This window comes from Actinomadura sp. DC4 (genome assembly GCF_030406325.1).
Classification (GTDB): domain Bacteria; phylum Actinomycetota; class Actinomycetes; order Streptosporangiales; family Streptosporangiaceae; genus Actinoallomurus.
In genome coordinates this window covers 426,496-443,354 of record NZ_JAUEQY010000003.1, presented here as the reverse complement: position 1 = coordinate 443,354, position 16,859 = coordinate 426,496, and the positions used below count along the sequence as shown (strand labels likewise).

At 69.1% G+C, this 16,859-nt stretch carries 19 protein-coding genes; 12 read left to right on the top strand and 7 right to left on the bottom strand.

From position 1 onward, the window contains the following. Nucleotides 1-22: 22 nt before the first annotated feature. Genes QWU11_RS07095 through QWU11_RS07085 form a run of 3 tightly spaced genes read right to left on the bottom strand, consistent with a single transcriptional unit; the run spans nucleotide 23 to nucleotide 2,351 of the window. Nucleotides 23-1,075 (bottom strand): ABC transporter permease subunit, encoded by a 1,053-nt coding sequence (locus QWU11_RS07095; protein WP_290104232.1) that lies wholly within the window; start codon nucleotides 1,073-1,075, stop codon nucleotides 23-25. Next, nucleotides 1,072-1,962 (bottom strand): ABC transporter ATP-binding protein, encoded by an 891-nt coding sequence (locus tag QWU11_RS07090; protein ID WP_290104231.1) that lies wholly within the window; start codon nucleotides 1,960-1,962, stop codon nucleotides 1,072-1,074. Before QWU11_RS07090 ends, QWU11_RS07095 begins: the two co-directional genes overlap by 4 nt. Continuing rightward, nucleotides 1,959-2,351: a GntR family transcriptional regulator gene (locus QWU11_RS07085; protein WP_290104230.1), complete on the bottom strand. Its 393-nt coding sequence runs from the start codon at nucleotides 2,349-2,351 to the stop codon at nucleotides 1,959-1,961. The genes QWU11_RS07090 and QWU11_RS07085 overlap by 4 nt, the downstream gene beginning before the upstream one ends. Before the next feature lie 215 nt (nucleotides 2,352-2,566). Between QWU11_RS07085 and lon the strand changes: the two genes are divergently transcribed. Then, nucleotides 2,567-4,960, top strand: a complete 2,394-nt coding sequence (gene lon / locus QWU11_RS07080; protein WP_290104229.1) for an endopeptidase La — start codon at nucleotides 2,567-2,569, stop codon at nucleotides 4,958-4,960. Between the two features lie 119 nt (nucleotides 4,961-5,079). Next, nucleotides 5,080-5,541, top strand: a complete 462-nt coding sequence (locus QWU11_RS07075) for a hypothetical protein (RefSeq protein WP_290104228.1) — start codon at nucleotides 5,080-5,082, stop codon at nucleotides 5,539-5,541. Between the two features lie 5 nt (nucleotides 5,542-5,546). Here QWU11_RS07075 and QWU11_RS07070 read toward each other — a convergent pair whose 3' ends face one another. Together QWU11_RS07070 and QWU11_RS07065 are read right to left on the bottom strand one after the other, a co-directional pair. Then, entirely contained in the window at nucleotides 5,547-6,035 is a 489-nt protein-coding gene (locus tag QWU11_RS07070; RefSeq protein WP_290104227.1) for a nitroreductase/quinone reductase family protein, read from the bottom strand. Next, nucleotides 6,035-7,063 (bottom strand): NAD-dependent epimerase/dehydratase family protein, encoded by a 1,029-nt coding sequence (locus tag QWU11_RS07065; protein WP_290104226.1) that lies wholly within the window; start codon nucleotides 7,061-7,063, stop codon nucleotides 6,035-6,037. The genes QWU11_RS07070 and QWU11_RS07065 overlap by 1 nt, the downstream gene beginning before the upstream one ends. Before the next feature lie 235 nt (nucleotides 7,064-7,298). Between QWU11_RS07065 and ectA the strand changes: the two genes are divergently transcribed. From ectA to QWU11_RS07020, 9 genes are all read left to right on the top strand, one after another. After that, the gene (ectA, locus tag QWU11_RS07060) at nucleotides 7,299-7,760 is read left to right on the top strand and encodes a diaminobutyrate acetyltransferase (RefSeq protein ID WP_290104225.1); all 462 of its coding nucleotides are present in this window, start codon (nucleotides 7,299-7,301) and stop codon (nucleotides 7,758-7,760) included. Between the two features lie 5 nt (nucleotides 7,761-7,765). Further along, nucleotides 7,766-9,013: a diaminobutyrate--2-oxoglutarate transaminase gene (gene ectB / locus QWU11_RS07055; RefSeq protein WP_290104275.1), complete on the top strand. Its 1,248-nt coding sequence runs from the start codon at nucleotides 7,766-7,768 to the stop codon at nucleotides 9,011-9,013. Nucleotides 9,014-9,041: 28 nt separating this feature from the next. After that, nucleotides 9,042-9,434, top strand: coding sequence for an ectoine synthase (locus tag QWU11_RS07050; RefSeq protein WP_290104224.1), 393 nt, complete (start codon nucleotides 9,042-9,044; stop codon nucleotides 9,432-9,434). After that, the gene (thpD, locus tag QWU11_RS07045; RefSeq protein WP_290104223.1) at nucleotides 9,431-10,339 is read left to right on the top strand and encodes an ectoine hydroxylase; all 909 of its coding nucleotides are present in this window, start codon (nucleotides 9,431-9,433) and stop codon (nucleotides 10,337-10,339) included. The genes QWU11_RS07050 and thpD overlap by 4 nt, the downstream gene beginning before the upstream one ends. Nucleotides 10,340-10,722: 383 nt before the next feature. Further along, entirely contained in the window at nucleotides 10,723-11,307 is a 585-nt protein-coding gene (locus QWU11_RS07040) for a transporter substrate-binding domain-containing protein (RefSeq protein ID WP_290104222.1), read from the top strand. A gap of 6 nt (nucleotides 11,308-11,313) precedes the next feature. Beyond that, nucleotides 11,314-12,006: an ectoine/hydroxyectoine ABC transporter permease subunit EhuC gene (gene ehuC / locus QWU11_RS07035; protein ID WP_290104221.1), complete on the top strand. Its 693-nt coding sequence runs from the start codon at nucleotides 11,314-11,316 to the stop codon at nucleotides 12,004-12,006. Continuing rightward, a complete protein-coding gene (ehuD, locus tag QWU11_RS07030) occupies nucleotides 12,003-12,656 on the top strand; it encodes an ectoine/hydroxyectoine ABC transporter permease subunit EhuD (protein ID WP_290104220.1) in 654 nt (217 codons plus the stop codon). The genes ehuC and ehuD overlap by 4 nt, the downstream gene beginning before the upstream one ends. Beyond that, the gene (gene ehuA, locus QWU11_RS07025; protein WP_290104219.1) at nucleotides 12,643-13,425 is read left to right on the top strand and encodes an ectoine/hydroxyectoine ABC transporter ATP-binding protein EhuA; all 783 of its coding nucleotides are present in this window, start codon (nucleotides 12,643-12,645) and stop codon (nucleotides 13,423-13,425) included. The genes ehuD and ehuA overlap by 14 nt, the downstream gene beginning before the upstream one ends. A 44-nt stretch (nucleotides 13,426-13,469) precedes the next feature. Further along, nucleotides 13,470-14,366 (top strand): hypothetical protein, encoded by an 897-nt coding sequence (locus QWU11_RS07020; protein ID WP_290104218.1) that lies wholly within the window; start codon nucleotides 13,470-13,472, stop codon nucleotides 14,364-14,366. A gap of 317 nt (nucleotides 14,367-14,683) precedes the next feature. Here QWU11_RS07020 and QWU11_RS07015 read toward each other — a convergent pair whose 3' ends face one another. Continuing rightward, on the bottom strand, nucleotides 14,684-15,025 hold the full coding sequence (locus tag QWU11_RS07015; RefSeq protein ID WP_290104217.1) for a hypothetical protein: 342 nt from the start codon (nucleotides 15,023-15,025) through the stop codon (nucleotides 14,684-14,686). Between the two features lie 138 nt (nucleotides 15,026-15,163). Here QWU11_RS07015 and QWU11_RS07010 point away from each other — a divergent pair, with 138 nt between their 5' ends. Then, a complete protein-coding gene (locus QWU11_RS07010) occupies nucleotides 15,164-16,003 on the top strand; it encodes an MHYT domain-containing protein (RefSeq protein WP_290104216.1) in 840 nt (279 codons plus the stop codon). A 63-nt stretch (nucleotides 16,004-16,066) separates the two neighbouring features. Here the strand turns inward: QWU11_RS07010 and QWU11_RS07005 are convergent, their stop codons facing one another. Further along, nucleotides 16,067-16,804, bottom strand: a complete 738-nt coding sequence (locus tag QWU11_RS07005; protein ID WP_290104215.1) for a GntR family transcriptional regulator — start codon at nucleotides 16,802-16,804, stop codon at nucleotides 16,067-16,069. Nucleotides 16,805-16,859 lie beyond the last annotated feature (55 nt).

The following is a 16,859-nucleotide window of genomic DNA, read 5'->3' as shown; positions in this document are numbered from 1 at the left end:
CAGTCGGTCAATGGCATGCGGGTCAGGACAGGCGCCGGCGGATCAACCAGAAGCCGAGTCCTGCCAGGCTGAGGGCGAAGGCGGTGTAGATCCCGGTCTCGATCCACTGGAAGGTCCAGAAGCGGGTGGACGGCTGGTAGGTCAGCTGCTGCCGGTAGCCGAGCCGGTCGATCTCGGTGAGGCACGCCTGCGTCCCCGCCCCAGGTTTCTGCTCGGTCGGTGGTGCGCAGGGTCCTGTGGACGTGGACACGGAGATGTTCCCCGGGACCGTGTGTCCTGAGGCATCCACGATGTGGCTGGACAGGACCCAGGCACCGGTGTCGTTGGGGGCCTGCTCCTTCGCGCTCAGGCGTATTGAGCCGCCGCGTAGCCAATGTATGTCGTCGATGTTCGACGTGGTGAACTCGACGGCCGAGCGGGTCGGGGGAAGAAGGTGGGGGCGGACCAGCAGCGGCATGGCGATCTGGGCGGCGACGAAGACGACCAGGGTGACGGTCATGGCGGGCAGGGTGCGGTGGACCAGCATTCCGAGGGTCACGCCGAGAGCGAAGGTGAAGGCCGCATACCCGATGGGGGCGATGCCGCGTGCGCCGAACAGCAGCGGCCCCATCCGCGGGAAGCCGGGGGTGTTTCCGCCTGAGGCCTTGTCGATGGGGCCGGACCACCAGGTCACCGCGATGCTGCCCAGCCCTGCGGCGATCATGGCAGCCAAGCCGGTGAGACCGAGTTTGACGGCCAGCCAGCGGGTGCGGGAGATGCTCTGGTTCCACACAAGCCGGTGCGTGCCGGCCTCCAGCTCACGGGTGATCAGCGGAGCTCCCCAGAAGAGCCCGATGAGGGCGGGCAGGACCAGCACGACAGCGGTGACCGCGAGAAAGGGCGCCTGGTGGTCGTGGAAGAAGTCCTGGAAGAAGTTCGCGCAACCGTCGCGTTGGGTGGTGCAGCCGGCGACCCCGGTGGAGAAGTCATCAGCCAGGCCCGGACCGGTCAGGCCGAGGAGAGCGGCGAGCGCGGCGAGCACGGCGGCCATCATCGCCACGGCGGCGCGCGACTGGCGCCAGGTCAGCCAGATCATCGCTGTACCTCCAGGATGGGTCGGCGGCCGGTGCCGGCGGGCTTGGCCATGTAGGCGAGGACGAGGTCTTCCAGGTTGAGTCGGCTGACGGTCAAGGCGGGGTCGTGGATCGGAGCGCTGGTGCGGACGATCAGGGTGGTCTGCCGGTCGGTGTGGCTGGCGGAGATGACGTGCTGGTCTGCGGGGATCCGGGTGGGGTCGCGGCGCGGGCCGGTGAGCCGGTGGTGGGTGGTCAGCAGTTCCTCGACCTCTCCGGCGGCCTGGACGCGCGAGTCGACGAGAACGATCAGGTAGTCGCAGGTTCGTTCCAGATCAGAGACCAGGTGGGAGGACAGCACCACGCTGAGCTCCTGCTCGGCGGCGGCCTCCATCAAGCCCTGCATGAACTCGCGGCGGGCGAGTGGGTCGAGGGCGGCGACCGGTTCGTCCAGGATCAACAGTTCCGGCCGTTTGGCGATGCCCAGGGTGAGGGCGAGCTGGGCGCGCTGCCCGCCCGACAGCTTCCCGGCCCGGCGGGCGGGGTCGAGACCGAGCCGCCCGACGCGTTCCCGTGCCAACGCGTGGTCCCACCCGGGATTGAGGCGGGCGCCCAGCTTCAGATGCTCCGCAACGGTCAGTCCGGCGTAGGTAGGGGTGTCCTGGGCGACGAACCCGACCTTGGCCAGTTGCGCGGGGCCGGCCCCGGGGCGGCCGCCGAGTACCGTGATGCTGCCCGACGTCGGTGCCAGCTGGCCGCTGGCCAGGTTCAACAGTGTCGTCTTGCCGGCTCCGTTAGGACCGACCAGCCCCACGACGTGCCCGGCTGGGATGTCCAGGGTGCAGTCGGTCAGCGCCCAGCGCTTCCCGTACCTCTTGCCCAGGCCGTGGGCCTTCAAGACGGCGGTCATGCTATGTCCTCCTCAGTGGCGGCCCGAAAGGTCGTCATGAACAGCGCCTCGATGCTCTCCTCATCGAGGCCGGCCCTTCGCGCCCTGGCCAGCCAGCGCCGTAGCTCCTGACGCAGGGGGCCGTGCGCGGCGAGCGACGCGTCGGTCAATGTCGCCGTCACGAACGTCCCAACCCCCGGCCGGGCGGCCACGAGGCCCTCGTGCTCGAGTTCCCGGTAGGCCTTGAGCACGGTGTTGGGGTTGATCGCCAGCCGCGCCACGACCTCCCTGACCGTCGGGAGTCGGTCCCCGTCGTGCAACAGGCCCAGCCGCAGGGCCTGTCGCACCTGCCGGACCAACTGCTGGTACGGCGAGAGGCCGGACCGGTCGTCCAGGTGAAACTCGATCATGTCCCAAGCTCCATTTATCTAGTTAGCTAGCACTATAGATTGCTAACAAGATGCGCTGTCAACCCGGGGTCGAGCCGCTACCTTGAGTCCGGAACTCGCAAGGTGCGCCCGGACAGGACAGTCGGAACCCGTGCTCGCTGAGAGCGAACACCCCTCGGAAATAGATCACGGCTCTCCTTTCTTGAGTGTGAGTGACTCAATCTTTGGAGGCCCTGATGAGCAAGTCCGTCACCTTGCCGGTGCTGCCCCTTGACGACGAGGTCGTGCTCCCCGCGATGGTCGTGCCCCTGTCCCTGTCCGAGGACGAGGTGCGCGCCGCGATCGACACCGCGAGTACGACGTCGCCCGGGCTGGACCGCGAGCCGGATGACAAGCCGCGGGTGCTCATCGTGCCCCGGCTGGATGGGAAGTACGCCGCGGTCGGCACGCTGGCCGTCATCGAGCAGATGGGCCGGCTCCCCGGCGGTGACCCGGGTGCCGTCGTACGCGGTGTGGCGCGGGTGCGGATCGGCACGGGCACGTCCGGGCCCGGTACCGCGCTGTGGGTCGAGGGCACCGTGCTGGAGGACGGCGGCCTGGGGGACCGGGCCGAAGAGCTGGCCAAGGAGTACCGCGCCCTGGTCATCGGCGTCCTGGAGAAGCGTGGCGCCTGGCAGGTCGTGGACATGGTCCGGCAGATCGACGACCCGTCGGTCATGGCGGACCGGTCCGGCTACGCGAGCTACCTCGATGCCGAGCAGAAGGTCAAGATCCTCGAGACGGCCGACGTCGCCGAGCGGCTGGAGCTGGCCATCGGCTGGACGCGGGCGCACCTGGCCGAGCTCGACGTCGCCGAGACGATCCGCAAGGACGTCGAGGAGGGTGTGGAGAAGCAGCAGAAGGAGTTCCTGCTCCGCCAGCAGCTCGCCGCGATCCGCAAGGAGCTGGGCGAGCTCAGCGGCGACCCCTCCAGCGAGGAGGAGGACTACCGCGCCCGCGTGGAGGCCGCCGACCTGCCCGAGAAGGTACGCGAGGCGGCGCTGAAGGAGGTCGACAAGCTCGAACGCACCTCCGAGCAGTCTCCCGAGGTCGGCTGGATCCGTACCTGGCTCGACACCGTCCTGGACATCCCCTGGAACGACCGGACCGAGGACGAGTACGACATCGTCGGCGCCCGGGCGATCCTCGACGAGGACCACACCGGTCTCGACGACGTCAAGGAACGCATCGTGGAGTACCTCGCGGTGCGCAAGCGCCGCGAGGAGCGCGGGCTCGGCGTGATCGGCGGGCGGCGGTCCGGCGCGGTGCTCGCCCTCGTGGGCCCGCCCGGTGTCGGAAAGACCTCGCTCGGGGAGAGCGTGGCGCGCGCGATGGGCCGCAAGTTCGTCCGCGTCGCGCTCGGCGGCGTACGGGACGAGGCCGAGATCCGCGGCCACCGGCGCACGTACGTCGGCGCGCTGCCCGGCCGGATCGTCCGGGCCGTCCGCGAGGCGGGCACGATGAACCCCATCGTGCTGCTGGACGAGATCGACAAGGTCGGCGCCGACTACCGCGGCGACCCGACCGCGGCCCTGCTGGAGGTGCTGGACCCGGAGCAGAACCACACGTTCCGCGACCACTATCTGGAGGTCGAGCTCGACCTGTCGGACGTGGTCTTCCTGGCCACCGCCAACAGCCTCGACACGATCCCCGGCCCGCTGCTGGACCGTATGGAGCTGGTCTCGCTCGACGGGTACACCGAGGACGAGAAGGTCACCATCGCCCGTGACCACCTCCTGCCGCGTCAGCTCGACAAGGCCGGCCTGACCGCCGATGAGGCGTCGATCGGCGATGACGCGCTGCGGCTGCTCGCCGGGGAGTACACCCGTGAGGCGGGCGTACGGAGCCTGGAGCGGTCGATCGCCCGCGTGCTGCGCAAGGTGGCGGCGAACGTCGCGACCGAGAAGGCGGAGCTGCCGGTCACGGTCGGCGCGGACGACCTGAACGACTACCTCGGACGCCCCCGGTTCACTCCGGAGACGTCGCTGAAGGAGTCCGAGCGCCGTACGGGCGTGCCGGGCGTGGCCACCGGCCTCGCGGTCACCGGCGCGGGCGGCGACGTCCTGTACGTCGAGGCGTCGCTGGCCGACGCGGAGACCGGCGACACCGGCCTGACCCTGACCGGCCAGCTCGGCGACGTGATGAAGGAGTCGGCCCGGATCGCGCTGTCATACCTTCGCTCGCGCGGTGCGGAGCTGGAGCTTCCGGTCGGCGACCTGAAGGAGCGCGGCGTGCACATCCACGTGCCCGCCGGGGCCGTGCCCAAGGACGGGCCGAGCGCCGGCGTCACGATGACCACGGCGCTCGCGTCGCTGCTGTCGGGACGGCTCGTACGGTCCGACGTGGCGATGACCGGCGAGGTCTCGCTGACGGGCCGGGTCCTGCCGATCGGCGGGGTCAAGCAGAAGCTGCTCGCGGCGCACCGGGCGGGGATCACCACGGTCCTCATCCCCAAGCGCAACGAGCCCGACCTGGACGACGTGCCGGCCGAGGTGCGCGACGAGCTGACGGTGCACCTGGCCTCCGACGTCCAGGAGGTGCTGGACTGGGCGCTGGAGCCGGCGACCACCGCCCACGCCGTCGCGGTCTGACATAACGGAAAAGGGCGGCCCCGCAACGGCGGGGCCGCCCTTACGCCGTGTTTACCGGCCAATGTCGACAATAGTCCTGACAATTGGACTTCCAGGCCTGCTCCACTGAGGAGAACGTCATGGCCGAGCACGACGAACAACCTCCCGCAGAGAGCGGGGCGCCGGCGTCACACGGCGGCACGCCGGAGCCCACGCCCGCGACGAGAGAGACCACGCCCCCGCAGCGCGAGACGATCGAGCACGGCGCTCCGCCCAGAGAGGACCGCGGGCCCGGCCGGTTCCGCCGCCTGTCGGCGAGCGGAACGGCGCGGGTCGGCGCGGTCGCGATCGCGGCCGGCCTGATCGGCGGGCTGGTCGGCGGCGGCGTCGTGGCCCTGTTCGACCACGATGGCGGGCACGACCGGTCCGGCCCGGTGCGCTTCCAGCGGGGCTTCCCCCAGGGCGCGCCCGGCTTCCGCGGCGGGCCGTACTCGCAGTTCCGGCAGGGGCAGCAGGGCCGGCCGGGCCGGGGGCTGCCCCCGCAGCAGCTCAACCCGCCGACGATGCCGACCCCGGCGCCCTCGCCCACGGCGTCGGGCTGAGCCGATCAGGACGGCGTGAGGCGGAACACCCGTAGCTTGCGGTCGGCCCGCGCGACGTAGGTGTCGTACACCGACCAGACGCGGATGAGCTCGGGCCAGACCCGCGCGCGCTCCTCGCCCTCCAGGAGCTCGGCGATGACCGCGATCCGGCGGCCCTGGTAGGCGACCTCGGCCTTCGGCTCGGCCATGAGGTTCGCCGTCCAGGCCGGGTGGTGGTCGCGGCCGAAGTTGCTGCCCACGACCACGAAGGCACCGTCCGCCTCCGGCATGCAGATCAGCGGCGTCTGCCGGGCGAGCCCCGTACGGCGCCCGGTGGTCGTCAGCACGATGCTCGGCAGCACGATCTGCGGCAGCAGGACGCGCCCGCCCGTCAGACGGTGCAGCGCGCGGTCGAGCGGGGGTACGACCCTCGGGCCGATCTTGGCGAACCACGGGGCGCTCGCGAGCCGCCGGGCGACGGGGAAGAGCACGGACTGCAGAGCGTTGACGGGCATCAGGTGCTCCTAGGTGGGGCGAGCCGTCCGGCCCTGGACGGGCGGAGGTGTCCTGCCGCCGCGAGCCAGCGCAGGGTGTCGGCCACACTCTCCTCCACCGGGCGCAGCGTCAGGCCGAGCGCGTCGAGGGCGGCGCTGTCGTCCGAGGGGACGAGCGTCACCATCAGCTCGGCCGCGTCGCGCGTCAGCGGATACCGGAACCCGTGCACATGTTTCGCGGTATCCAGCAGGGTACCGAGGGCGATCATGAGAGGACCAGGCAAGGGGATCCGCCGGCATCGCACCCCGGTGAGCGCGTCGCACAGGTCGGCGAGTTCGGGCCAGGCGATGTAGTGGCCGCCGAGCAGGAGCCGCCGGGGCCTCTCGCCGGGCTCGACGCTCCGCGCCAGCGCCTCCCCGAGGTCGCGCACGTCGAGCAGCGACACCCCGCCGCGGCAGAGCGGCCAGGCGATGCCGAGCCCGGCGGCCAGGCCGGCCGGCATGGCGTCGAGGTGGGGCTGCGCGGGCCCGAGCACGCCGCCCGGATAGACGATGGTCACGGGCGCGCCGTCGTCCTGCAGGCCGCGTACGTAGTGCTCGGCGGCCATCTTCGAGCGCCCGTAGGCCGTACGCGGATGGGCGAGCGCCCCGGACGCGGTGATCACCGGCTCGGCGGGCGGCACGAACACCGCGATCGTGGACGTGTGGATCACCGGGTCCAGGCCACGGGCGACGGCGCCGCCGACCACGTGGCGAGTGCCGGTGACGTTGACCGAGACCAGGTCCGTACGGCGGTCGGTCACGCCGAGGGCGGCGGCGGCGTGGATCACGGAGTCGCAGCCGTCGAGGGCGCGTGCCACGGCCGCCTCGTCGAGCATGTCGCCGGGGTACATCTCGGTCGCCTCGGCGTTCACCCCGAGGTCGCCGAGCGCCTTGCCGGCCCGGCCGGGATCGCGGACGAGCAGCCGGGGCCGGTGGCCCGCGGCGAGAAGTGACTTCACCGCATGTGAACCGACATAACCCGACGCCCCGGTGACCAGTACGCGCATGGGTTCAAACTAGCGCTTGGCGATAACACCGGGATGGAGGGATTAACACAGACGCACACCATCTGTTACATGCTTGCAACATAGCGTGTGATTTACATCTCATGGAATAACCTGACCGGTGAACGACTGCCAAGTCGGATTCAATCGTCATAGGTGATCAACTTCGGCGATGAAGGGGCGCTAAAACGCGCTCGGCATGCCGGGTCATCACTGGTCGGACACCATGCCGACCGCCATGAACGACCATTCGCCCCTGGTCGACTCCGGCTCGGAAACCCGAAAACGTAGCGGTTCTCCCTACAGCTACGTCCTGTGGTGCCGTGACTTCGCGGCCACCTCCGTGGTCGCGCGGGCCGACGGCCGGGTACGCGGTTTCGTCACCGGCTTCGACCGTCCGCAGGACCCCGGGGCGCTCTTCGTCTGGCAGGTCGCCGTCGACGAGCGGTGGCGCGGCCGCGCCCTGGCCGGCCGCATGCTCGACCACCTCGCGGACCGTGGCCACCGGTTCGTCGAGGCCACCGTGACCCCGGACAACGTCCCTTCCGACCGTCTCTTCGCCGGCTTCGCCCGCGACCACGGCGCCGAGCTGCGCCGTACCCCTCTCCTGGACGGGGACCTGTTCCCCGGCGACCACCAGCCAGAGGTGCTCTACCGGATCGGTCCGCTGAACGCCCACGTCACTTCAGGAGCCAGGTGAAACGTATGGACGTGTTCGAGTCGCTCGAGTCCGAGGTACGCAGCTACTGCCGGGGATGGCCCGCCGTCTTCAACAAGGCCTCCGGGAGCCATCTGTACGACGAGGAGGGAAACGCGTTCCTCGACTTTTTCGCCGGTGCCGGGACGCTCAATTACGGCCACAACCATCCGCAATTGAAAGAGCGGCTGATCGACTATCTGGCCGGTGACAACATCGTCCACAGCCTGGACATGTACACCGTGGCCAAGCGGCGTTTCCTGGAGACCTTCCAGGAGGTCATCCTGGCGCCGCGCGGGCTCGACTACCGAGTCCAGTTCCCCGGCCCGGCGGGCGCCGCCGCGGTCGAGGCGGCGCTGAAGCTCGCCCGCAAGTACACCGGGCGCGAGACCGTCATCAGCTTCACGAACGCGTTCCACGGCATGTCGCTCGGCGCCCTCGCGGTGACCGGCAACTCGATGAAGCGCAGCGGGGCGGGCATACCGCTCAACCACACCGTCCCGATGCCGTTCGACAACTACCTCGACGGGCAGACCCCGGACTTCCTGCTGTTCGAGCGCCTCCTCGACGACAGCGGAAGCGGCCTGGACATCCCCGCCGCGGTCATCGTGGAGACCGTCCAGGGCGAGGGCGGCCTGAATGCCGCGACCCCCGAATGGCTCCGCGGCCTGGCCGCCCTCTGCGAGCGCCACGAGATCCTGCTGATCGTCGACGACGTGCAGATGGGCTGCGGGCGTACGGGCCCGATCTTCAGCTTCGAGCAGGCCGGCATCGTGCCCGACATCGTCTGCCTGTCCAAGTCCCTGAGCGGCTACGGCCTGCCGTTCGCGGTGACGCTGCTCAAGCCCGAGCTGGACGTCTGGGAGCCCGGCGAGCACAACGGAACGTTCCGGGGCCCGAACCCGGCGTTCGTCACCGCCACCGCCGCCATGGAGTTCTGGACCGGCGAGGGCATGGAGAAGGAGACCCTCACCAAGGGCGAGCAGATCGAGGAGGCGCTCACCCGGATCGCCGCGGCGTACCCGGACGCGATCGGCGGCGTACGCGGCCGCGGGCTGGCGCAGGGCCTCGTCTTCGCCGATGCCGAGGTGGCGCCGGCCGTGTGCGCCCAGGCCTTCGACCGGCGGCTGCTGATGGAGACCTCCGGCCCGGAGGGCGAGGTCGTCAAGCTGCTGCCGCCCCTCACCACGACCTCGGACGAACTCGCCGAGGGGCTCGACATCATCGCGGCCTCCGTGGACGCGGTCCTCGTCTGAGACCACCCCCTGTCGAAAGGAGACATGAATGATCGTGCGCTCGCTGAAGGAGCTCGACGGCACCGAACGTGACGTCGAGGCGCCCACCTGGCGGAGCCGCCGGTTCGTGCTGGCGAGCGAGAAGGTCGGCTTCTCGATGCACGACACCGTGCTGTACGCGGGCACGGAGACCCACATGTGGTATGCGAACCACATCGAGGCCGTCTACTGCATCGAGGGCCGGGGCGAGCTGGTCAACGAGGACACCGGCGAGAAGCACCGGCTCGAGCCCGGGACGCTGTACCTCCTCGACGGCCACGAGCACCACGTCGTGCACGCCCACACCGACCTGCGGACCGTCTGCGTCTTCAACCCGCCCTGCACCGGCAGGGAGGTGCACGACGAGAACGGCGTCTACCCCCTGATCACTGAGGAGGCATGAAGTTGATCGAACATCCCTGCCCCGGACCCAGCGATCCCTACCCCACCCGCAAGGCCGGCGAGCCCGCCCTGCTCTACCGTACGGACCCGGTCGTCTACGGAGGCACCGGCGACGGACCCATCGACGCCGAGACCCTCACCTCGTTCGAGGAGAAGGGCTTCCTGTCGGTCGAGGAGCTCCTCGGCGCCGAGGAGATCGAGCGCTACCGCGCCGAGCTGCGCCGCCTCTCCGAGGACGAGGCCGTCCTGCGCGACGACCGTACGGTCACCGAGCGCGGCTCCGACGAGGTCCGGTCCATCTTCGAGGTGCACCGCATCAGCGAGGTCTTCGCCGAGCTCGTGACCGACCCGCGCCTGGTCGGCCGGGCGCGGCAGCTGCTCGGCTCTGACGTCTACGTGCACCAGAGCCGCGTCAACTACAAGCCCGGTTTCAAGGGCAAGGACTTCTACTGGCACTCGGACTTCGAGACCTGGCACGCCGAGGACGGCATGCCGCGCATGCGCGCCGTGAGCATCTCCATCGCGCTGACCGAGAACTTCGTCCACAACGGCGGTCTCATGATCATGCCGGGATCGCACCGGACGTTCGTGTCATGCGTGGGCGAGACCCCCGATGACCACTACAAGGAGTCGCTGCGCGGCCAGGAGATCGGCACGCCGGACCCCGACAGCCTCTCCATCCTCGCCAACAAGCACGGCATCGACCTGTTCACCGGGCCGGCCGGCTCGGCGACGATGTTCGACTGCAACTGCATGCACGGCTCCAACGGCAACATCACGCCGTTCCCGCGCTCGAACGTCTTCATCGTCTTCAACAGCGTCGAGAACACCTGCGAGGAGCCCTTCGCCGCGCCGTCGCGCCGCCCCGAGTTCATCGCCGCGCGGGACTTCACGCCCATCCGCTAGCCGACGAGACACGACGTGGCCGCCCAGGGGCTCCCGCTCCCCGGGCGGCCACGCCGGACCCCGGACCCTGGAGATCCAACGATGACCTCATCACGACGAGACTTCCTCCGTACCGCCGCGGTGCTGGCCGGCGCCGCGCCCCTCGCGGCGGCGTGCTCCACCACCGACCCGGCCAAGGAGCGTTCCGGCGGCGGCACGCTCGCCAAGGCCAAGCAGCAGGGCTACATCCAGGTGGGCTTCGCCAACGAGTCGCCGTACGGCTTCACCGACAAGAGCGGCAAGCTGACGGGTGAGGCGCCCGAACTCGCGCGGGTGGTCTTCAAGGAGCTCGGCATCGCGGACGTCCGGGCGTCCAGGTCGACTTCGGCGGGCTCATCGGCGGGTTGCAGGCCCGCCGCTTCGACACCATCGCGGCCGGCATGTTCATCACGCCGGAGCGGTGCTCCCAGGTCGCCTTCGCCGACCCGGACTACGTCGCGACGACCGCGTTCATGGTGCCCAAGGGCAACCCGAAGGGGATCAAGCGCTTCGAGGACGCGGCCAAGCAGAACATCAAGGTCGGCGTGCTGACCGGCGCCGTCGAGGGGGACTACTGCGCCAAGCTCGGCGTGAAGAAGGGCAACGTCAAGACCTTCGCCGACCAGCCCAGCGCGTACGAGGGCCTCAAGGCCGGGCGCATCGACGCGATCGCGCTCACGCGCATCTCGCTGGCCGACACGCTGTCCAAGCACCCGGGCGCGCCGTACGAGATCACCGAGGCGTTCGTGCCGCAGATCGACGGCAAGGAGCAGTTCGGCGCCGGTGCCTTCGCCTTCCGCAAGGCCGACAACGACCTGCTCAGCGCCTTCAACGGCAAGCTGGCCGAGCTGAAGCAGGGCGACCGCCTGCTGCCGATCATCCAGCCTTTCGGGTTCAGCCAGTCCGAGCTGCCCGGCAGCCACACCGCCGCCGAGCTCTGCAAGGGCTGATCCACGGTGTCGGACGTCCTCAGCGGCTACCCCCTGCTGCTCCGCGGAGCGTGGGTCACCATCCAGCTGACGCTGTACGGGAGCGCGCTCGCGCTGGTGCTCGCCTTCGTGTTCGGCCTCATCGGAGTCGCGCGGTCGGCGTGGCTGCGGGCGCTCGGCCGGGTCTACGTGGAGTTCTTCCGCGGCACCGCGACCCTCGTGCTGATGTACTGGCTCTTCTACGCGCTTCCGCTGGTCGGAGCCAGGTTCGCGCCGATGTTCGCGGCCGTCCTGGCGCTCGGCCTCAACGTCGGCGCGTACGGCGCCGAGGTCGTACGCGGCGCGGTCAAGGCGGTGCCGAAGGAGCAGTACGAGGCCACGGTCGCACTGAACATGCGGCCGGCGCAGCGCCTGCGGCGGGTGCTGCTGCCGCAGGCGGTCGCGCTGATGCTGCCGCCCTTCGGCAACCTGCTGATCGAGCTGATGAAGGGCAGCGCGGTCGTCTCGCTGATCTCCATCGCCGACCTGATGCTCCGCGCGCAGCAGCTCCGCCAGTCCACCGGCCAGACCACGTCGGTCTTCCTGGTGATCCTGGTGATGTACTTCGTGATCGCGCAGGTGCTGCAGCTCCTGGTGCGCTACCTCGAACGCCGCGCCGACGTCATGCTCGGCCGCCGCCCGGCGCGCTCTGAGCTGGAGACACTGGGGGGCGCCAAATGATCTGGGACTGGCACTTCGCCGGGAAGATCCTTCCCGACCTGCTCCGCGGCCTCGTGGTCACGGTCGAGGCCACGCTGCTGGGCTACGTCGTGGCGCTGGCCCTGGGCCTGGTGTGGGCCATCCTGCGCCGCTCGCCGAGCCGCGTCATCAACCAGACGGTGCGGTGGGTCGTGGAGTTCATCCGCAGCACGCCGCTGCTGGTGCAGCTCTTCTTCCTGTTCTTCGCGCTCCCGTCGGCCGGCGTGACCTTCAGCGCGCTGGTCACCGGCGTCATCGGCCTCGGCCTGCACTACTCCTCCTACACCTCGGAGGTGTACCGGGCGGGCATCGCGGACGTGCCGGCCGGCCAGTGGGAGGCGGCCACCGCGCTCAACCTCCCGCGCCGCCGGGTGTGGTTCGGCGTGGTGCTCCCGCAGGCCGTACGCAAGGTCATCCCGACCCTGGCCAACTACCTCATCGCGATGTTCAAGGACTCGCCGCTGCTACTGGCCATCACGGTGCCGGAGATGCTGCACAGCGCGTACGACGTGGGTGCCAGGTCGCTGCGCTTCCTGGAGCCGATGACCATCGTCGGCGTGCTGTTCGTCATCGTCAGCGTTCTGTCCTCCCTCCTCCTGCGACGCCTGGAGTTCCGCTATGGCAACCACTGATCCCGGCATCCGGTTCGAGGGGGTCGTGAAGCGCTTCGGCGACAACGTCGTCCTCCGCGAACTGGACTTCGCGGTCGCCCCCGGCGAACGCGTGACGCTCATCGGCCCGAGCGGCTCGGGCAAGACGACGATCCTGCGGTTGCTGATGACGTTGGAGAAGGTGGACGGTGGTGTCATCTGGGTCAACGGCCGCTCGCTGTCCCACATGCGGCGCGGGGAACGCCTCGTGCCGGCCGACGAGAAGCACCTGCGCCGCATCCGCAGCGACATCGGCATGGTCTTCCAGCAGTTCAACCTGTTCCCGAACATGCCGGTGCTCCGCAACATCACCGAGGCACCGGTGCACGTGCTGGGCCTGTCGAGGGACGAGGCGAACGAACGCGCCCGCGGCCTGCTGGACCTCGTGGGCCTGGCGGACAAGGTCGACGCTCACCCGAGCCGATTGTCCGGCGGCCAGCAGCAGCGCGTGGCGATCGCCCGCGCCCTGGCGATGCAGCCGAAGATCCTCCTGCTGGACGAGGTGACGTCGGCGCTGGACCCGGAGCTGGTGGCGGGCGTCCTGGACGTGCTGCGCGACATCGCCAACGAGACCGACATCACGATGCTGTGCGTGACACACGAGATGGGCTTCGCCCGCGACGTGTCGAACCGCGTCCTGATGTTCGACCAGGGCCAGATCGTGGAAGAGGGCACCCCGGAAAAGATCTTCAGCGAGCCGGAGAACCAGCGCACCAAGGACTTCCTCCAGGCGGTCCTCGACCAGCACTGACAAGAGTTATCACGTTATGAAATCATGGTGTAACTTACCGTGACATGTCGTCCCCTCGTCATGACGCGATCAACCGGTTGTTCCGTGAGCGTCCCGAGCTGGCCGTTGAGATCCTTCTTGAGCTGATGGGCATCGACGTGCCGCCGGACATGCCCGTACGGCTGGACAGCAACGACTTCAATGACCGGCCGTCCAAGGACTTCCAGCCCGACACGGTGATCGCCGTCGGGCCTCCGCAGAAACCGGCGTACGGGATCGTGGTCGAGGTTCAGCAGGAGAAGTCCGATTCCAGGCGACGGCAGTTACCCCGTTACGCCGCCGCGTTGTGGCTGTTGCTGCGGTGTCCGGTCACCGTGTTGTGCATCTGTCCCGACGCTGACGCGGCCACGTGGTACGCCAAGCCGATTCGTACTGAGTTGCCGGGTTTCGTCTTTCGGGCCGAGGTATTGGGGCCGCGCGATGTCCCCGCGATCGACAGCCCGGACGATGTCGCCGCCCGACCTGAGATGGCGGCGCTGGCGGTGATGGTCCACGGGCGCGACCGACTGGTCGTCGAGACGTTCATGGCCGGGCTGGAGCTCGTGAAGCCCGAACACGCTCCGCAGTATTATGAATACGCTTATGGTATGGCCGCGCCTGCGGTTCGACGCATCCTGGAGGAGATCGTGGCTTCTTCGACCTGGCCCGTCTACAGTCCCTTCGCCCGCGAACACTACGGCCGCGGAAAGGACGACGGCCGAGCGGAGGGCAAGGCAGAAGGCAAAGCGGAAGGCAAGGCGGAGGGCAAGGCCGAAGCGGTCCTCAAGATCCTGGCAGTGCGGGAGATCGAGGTGCCCGAAGACGTCCGTGCCCGCATCAGTGCCTGCGCGGACCCGCGGCAACTCGACACTTGGCTCGACCGCGTCGTCGCCGCGACCTCCATCACCGACCTGCTCGAATGATCGGAAGTCGACGCCAGGTCCGCCGGAGCGTCAGCCGAATTTCCCATCAGAAGCCGTACGGGCCCGGCGGGCGATGCGGGCCCTCCTGGCCATGGCTGATGCGGAATTCCGCCCGGTCGGTATTGGCATACTCGCTGCGATAGCCCACCGGCTGGAAATAGACAGCGCGGCGATTTCACGGTATCCCTCGGAATCTCCCGAGAAAGAGGCCGACGCCGGCAATCTCAATGCGAACCATTTCCCGGTAGAGACCGCTAAGGAGTCCCTGTCCCGCGCGAGATGATCGCTCTAGAGATGGCCGCGGTGACGAGGCGAGGTCACACCCCGGACAGGCCGTTGAGCGCCCAGCCCGTTCCGGCGTGGCTGACCGTGCACGTGTAGCTCACCGCGGCGCGCCCGTCCGTCAGTGCCGTCCCGGTCACCACATGCCGTACGGACGACACGTCGCGCACCCTCTCGTGGGAGAAGTGCACGTCGGACACTCCCAGCCGGCCTCTGACGAAGCGTTCGCAGGCGGCTCTGGCCTCGGCCTGATGGCCCTGGCCGGTGAGCAGGAGCGTCCCGCAGCCCGCCATGACGAAGAGCAGGAGGAGGATCGCCAGGACGACCGGCCTGGTCAGTACCCGGCCCGACTTCTCAGTTGAATCCGGCAAGCTCATCTGTCAACACCCGACCACGGAGAGTACACAGTACCTGTCTCTACGAGTTTGTCCGTTTTGTCCCTTGAATCGCATAATGCGCGGAGGCCACTCTGTCACCTTGACGGTGGATGTCGGGGCGGAGCTGGGGGAATGGTCGTGGCCCATCTGAATGACTTTGCTTTGGGATGGTTCACACCCGTCCTGGCCTACGTGGCGTCGGTCACCGGCTCGCTGCTCGGTCTTCTCTGTACGGTACGCGCGCAGCAGTTCCGCGGGATCGGGCAGCACGCCCGCTGGCTCCTGCTCGCCGCCATCGCGATCGGCGGCACCGGCATCTGGCTCATGCACTTCTCCGCCATGATCGGCTTCGGCATCACCGGTTCCGTCGTGCGGTACGGCATCGTGCTCACGGTCGGCAGCGCGGTCGTCGCGGTGGTCGTGGTCGGCTGCGGCCTGTTCATCGTCGGGTACGGCGAGCCGACGCTGGCCAAGGTGGTCGCCGGCGGCGTCTTCACCGGCTTCGGCATCGCCGGCATGCACTACATGGGCATGGCCGGGATGCGCGTCGACGGGAAGATCGGCTACAACATCCCGCTGGTGATCCTGTCGCTGGTGATCGCGATCGTCGCCGCGACGGTGGCGCTCTGGTTCACCGTCGCGCTCAACGACTGGCGGGCGCTCGTCGCCGCAGCGCTGATCATGGGTATCGCGGTCTGCGGCATGCACTACACGGGCATGGCGGCGCTGCACGTGAGCATCGGCAAGGGTCAGGAGTACGTGAGCGGGGTCGACCCCGTGAACTTCATGATCCCCGTGGTCGTCGTGGCGTTCATCGTCCTCACGATCCTCCTGCTGGCGGTCATCACCGGGCCGACCAAGGAGGACATCGAGGTCCGCACCAAGCTGTTCGAGCGCCTGAACGACCCCGTGCGGCTCCCGTCGCACATGCCGCAGGACGCCGGTCCGGGCGGCCAGCACCGCGCCCCCCGCTACTAGGGCATTTCTCGAAGTCCCCGTTCGTGGCGCGCGGCGCGACGGACGGGGACCTCGAAACAGGACCTAGCGTTCGACCAGGGTGAGCGTGAACGAGTAGCGGCTGGCCCGGTAGACGTGGGTCCCGTACTCCACGGCGCGGCCCTTGTCGTCGAAGGCCGTACGGCTCATCGTCAGCAGGGGCACGCCGCGGCGCTCGTCCAGCAGGACGGCCTCCGCCTTGGTGGCGCCGCGGGCGCCGATGGTCTGGTTGGCGATGCGCAGGTTGACCCCTGCCGCGCGCAGCGTCTCGTACAGGCCGCGGCTTTCGAGCCCCTCGGCGGTGAGGTCGACGATGTCGATCGGCAGGTGGTTGGTCAGCAGCGCGAGCGGTTCGGTGTCGGTCAGCCGGAGCCGCTTCAGGCGGATCACGGGAGTGCCCGGCGGCACGCCGAGGTCCTTGGCGATGTCGTCGCCGGCCGGCACCGTGACCAGCTCCAGCACCTTCGTACGCGGTGAGCGCTGCGCGGCGGCCAGGTCGTCGTACAGGCTGGTCAGCTCGATCGTGCGCCTGACCTGCGCCTGTACGACCTGAGTGCCCACGCCGCGCTTGCGCACCAGCAGGCCCTTGTCGACCAGGTGCTGGATCGCCTGCCGTACGGTCGGGCGGGACAGGCCGCACCGGTCGGCGAGCTGGACCTCGTTCTCCAGCCGGGATCCGGGTATGAGCGTGCCGTCCACGATCGCGGTCTCCAACTGCTCCGCGAGCTGGAAGTAGAGCGGCACGGGGCTGCTCCGATCGACGATCAGTGCCGGTCGCTGCACTACTGGATCCTCAGGGTCGGGTGGAGGCGATCTTAGCGGCGCTCACCAACTTAGG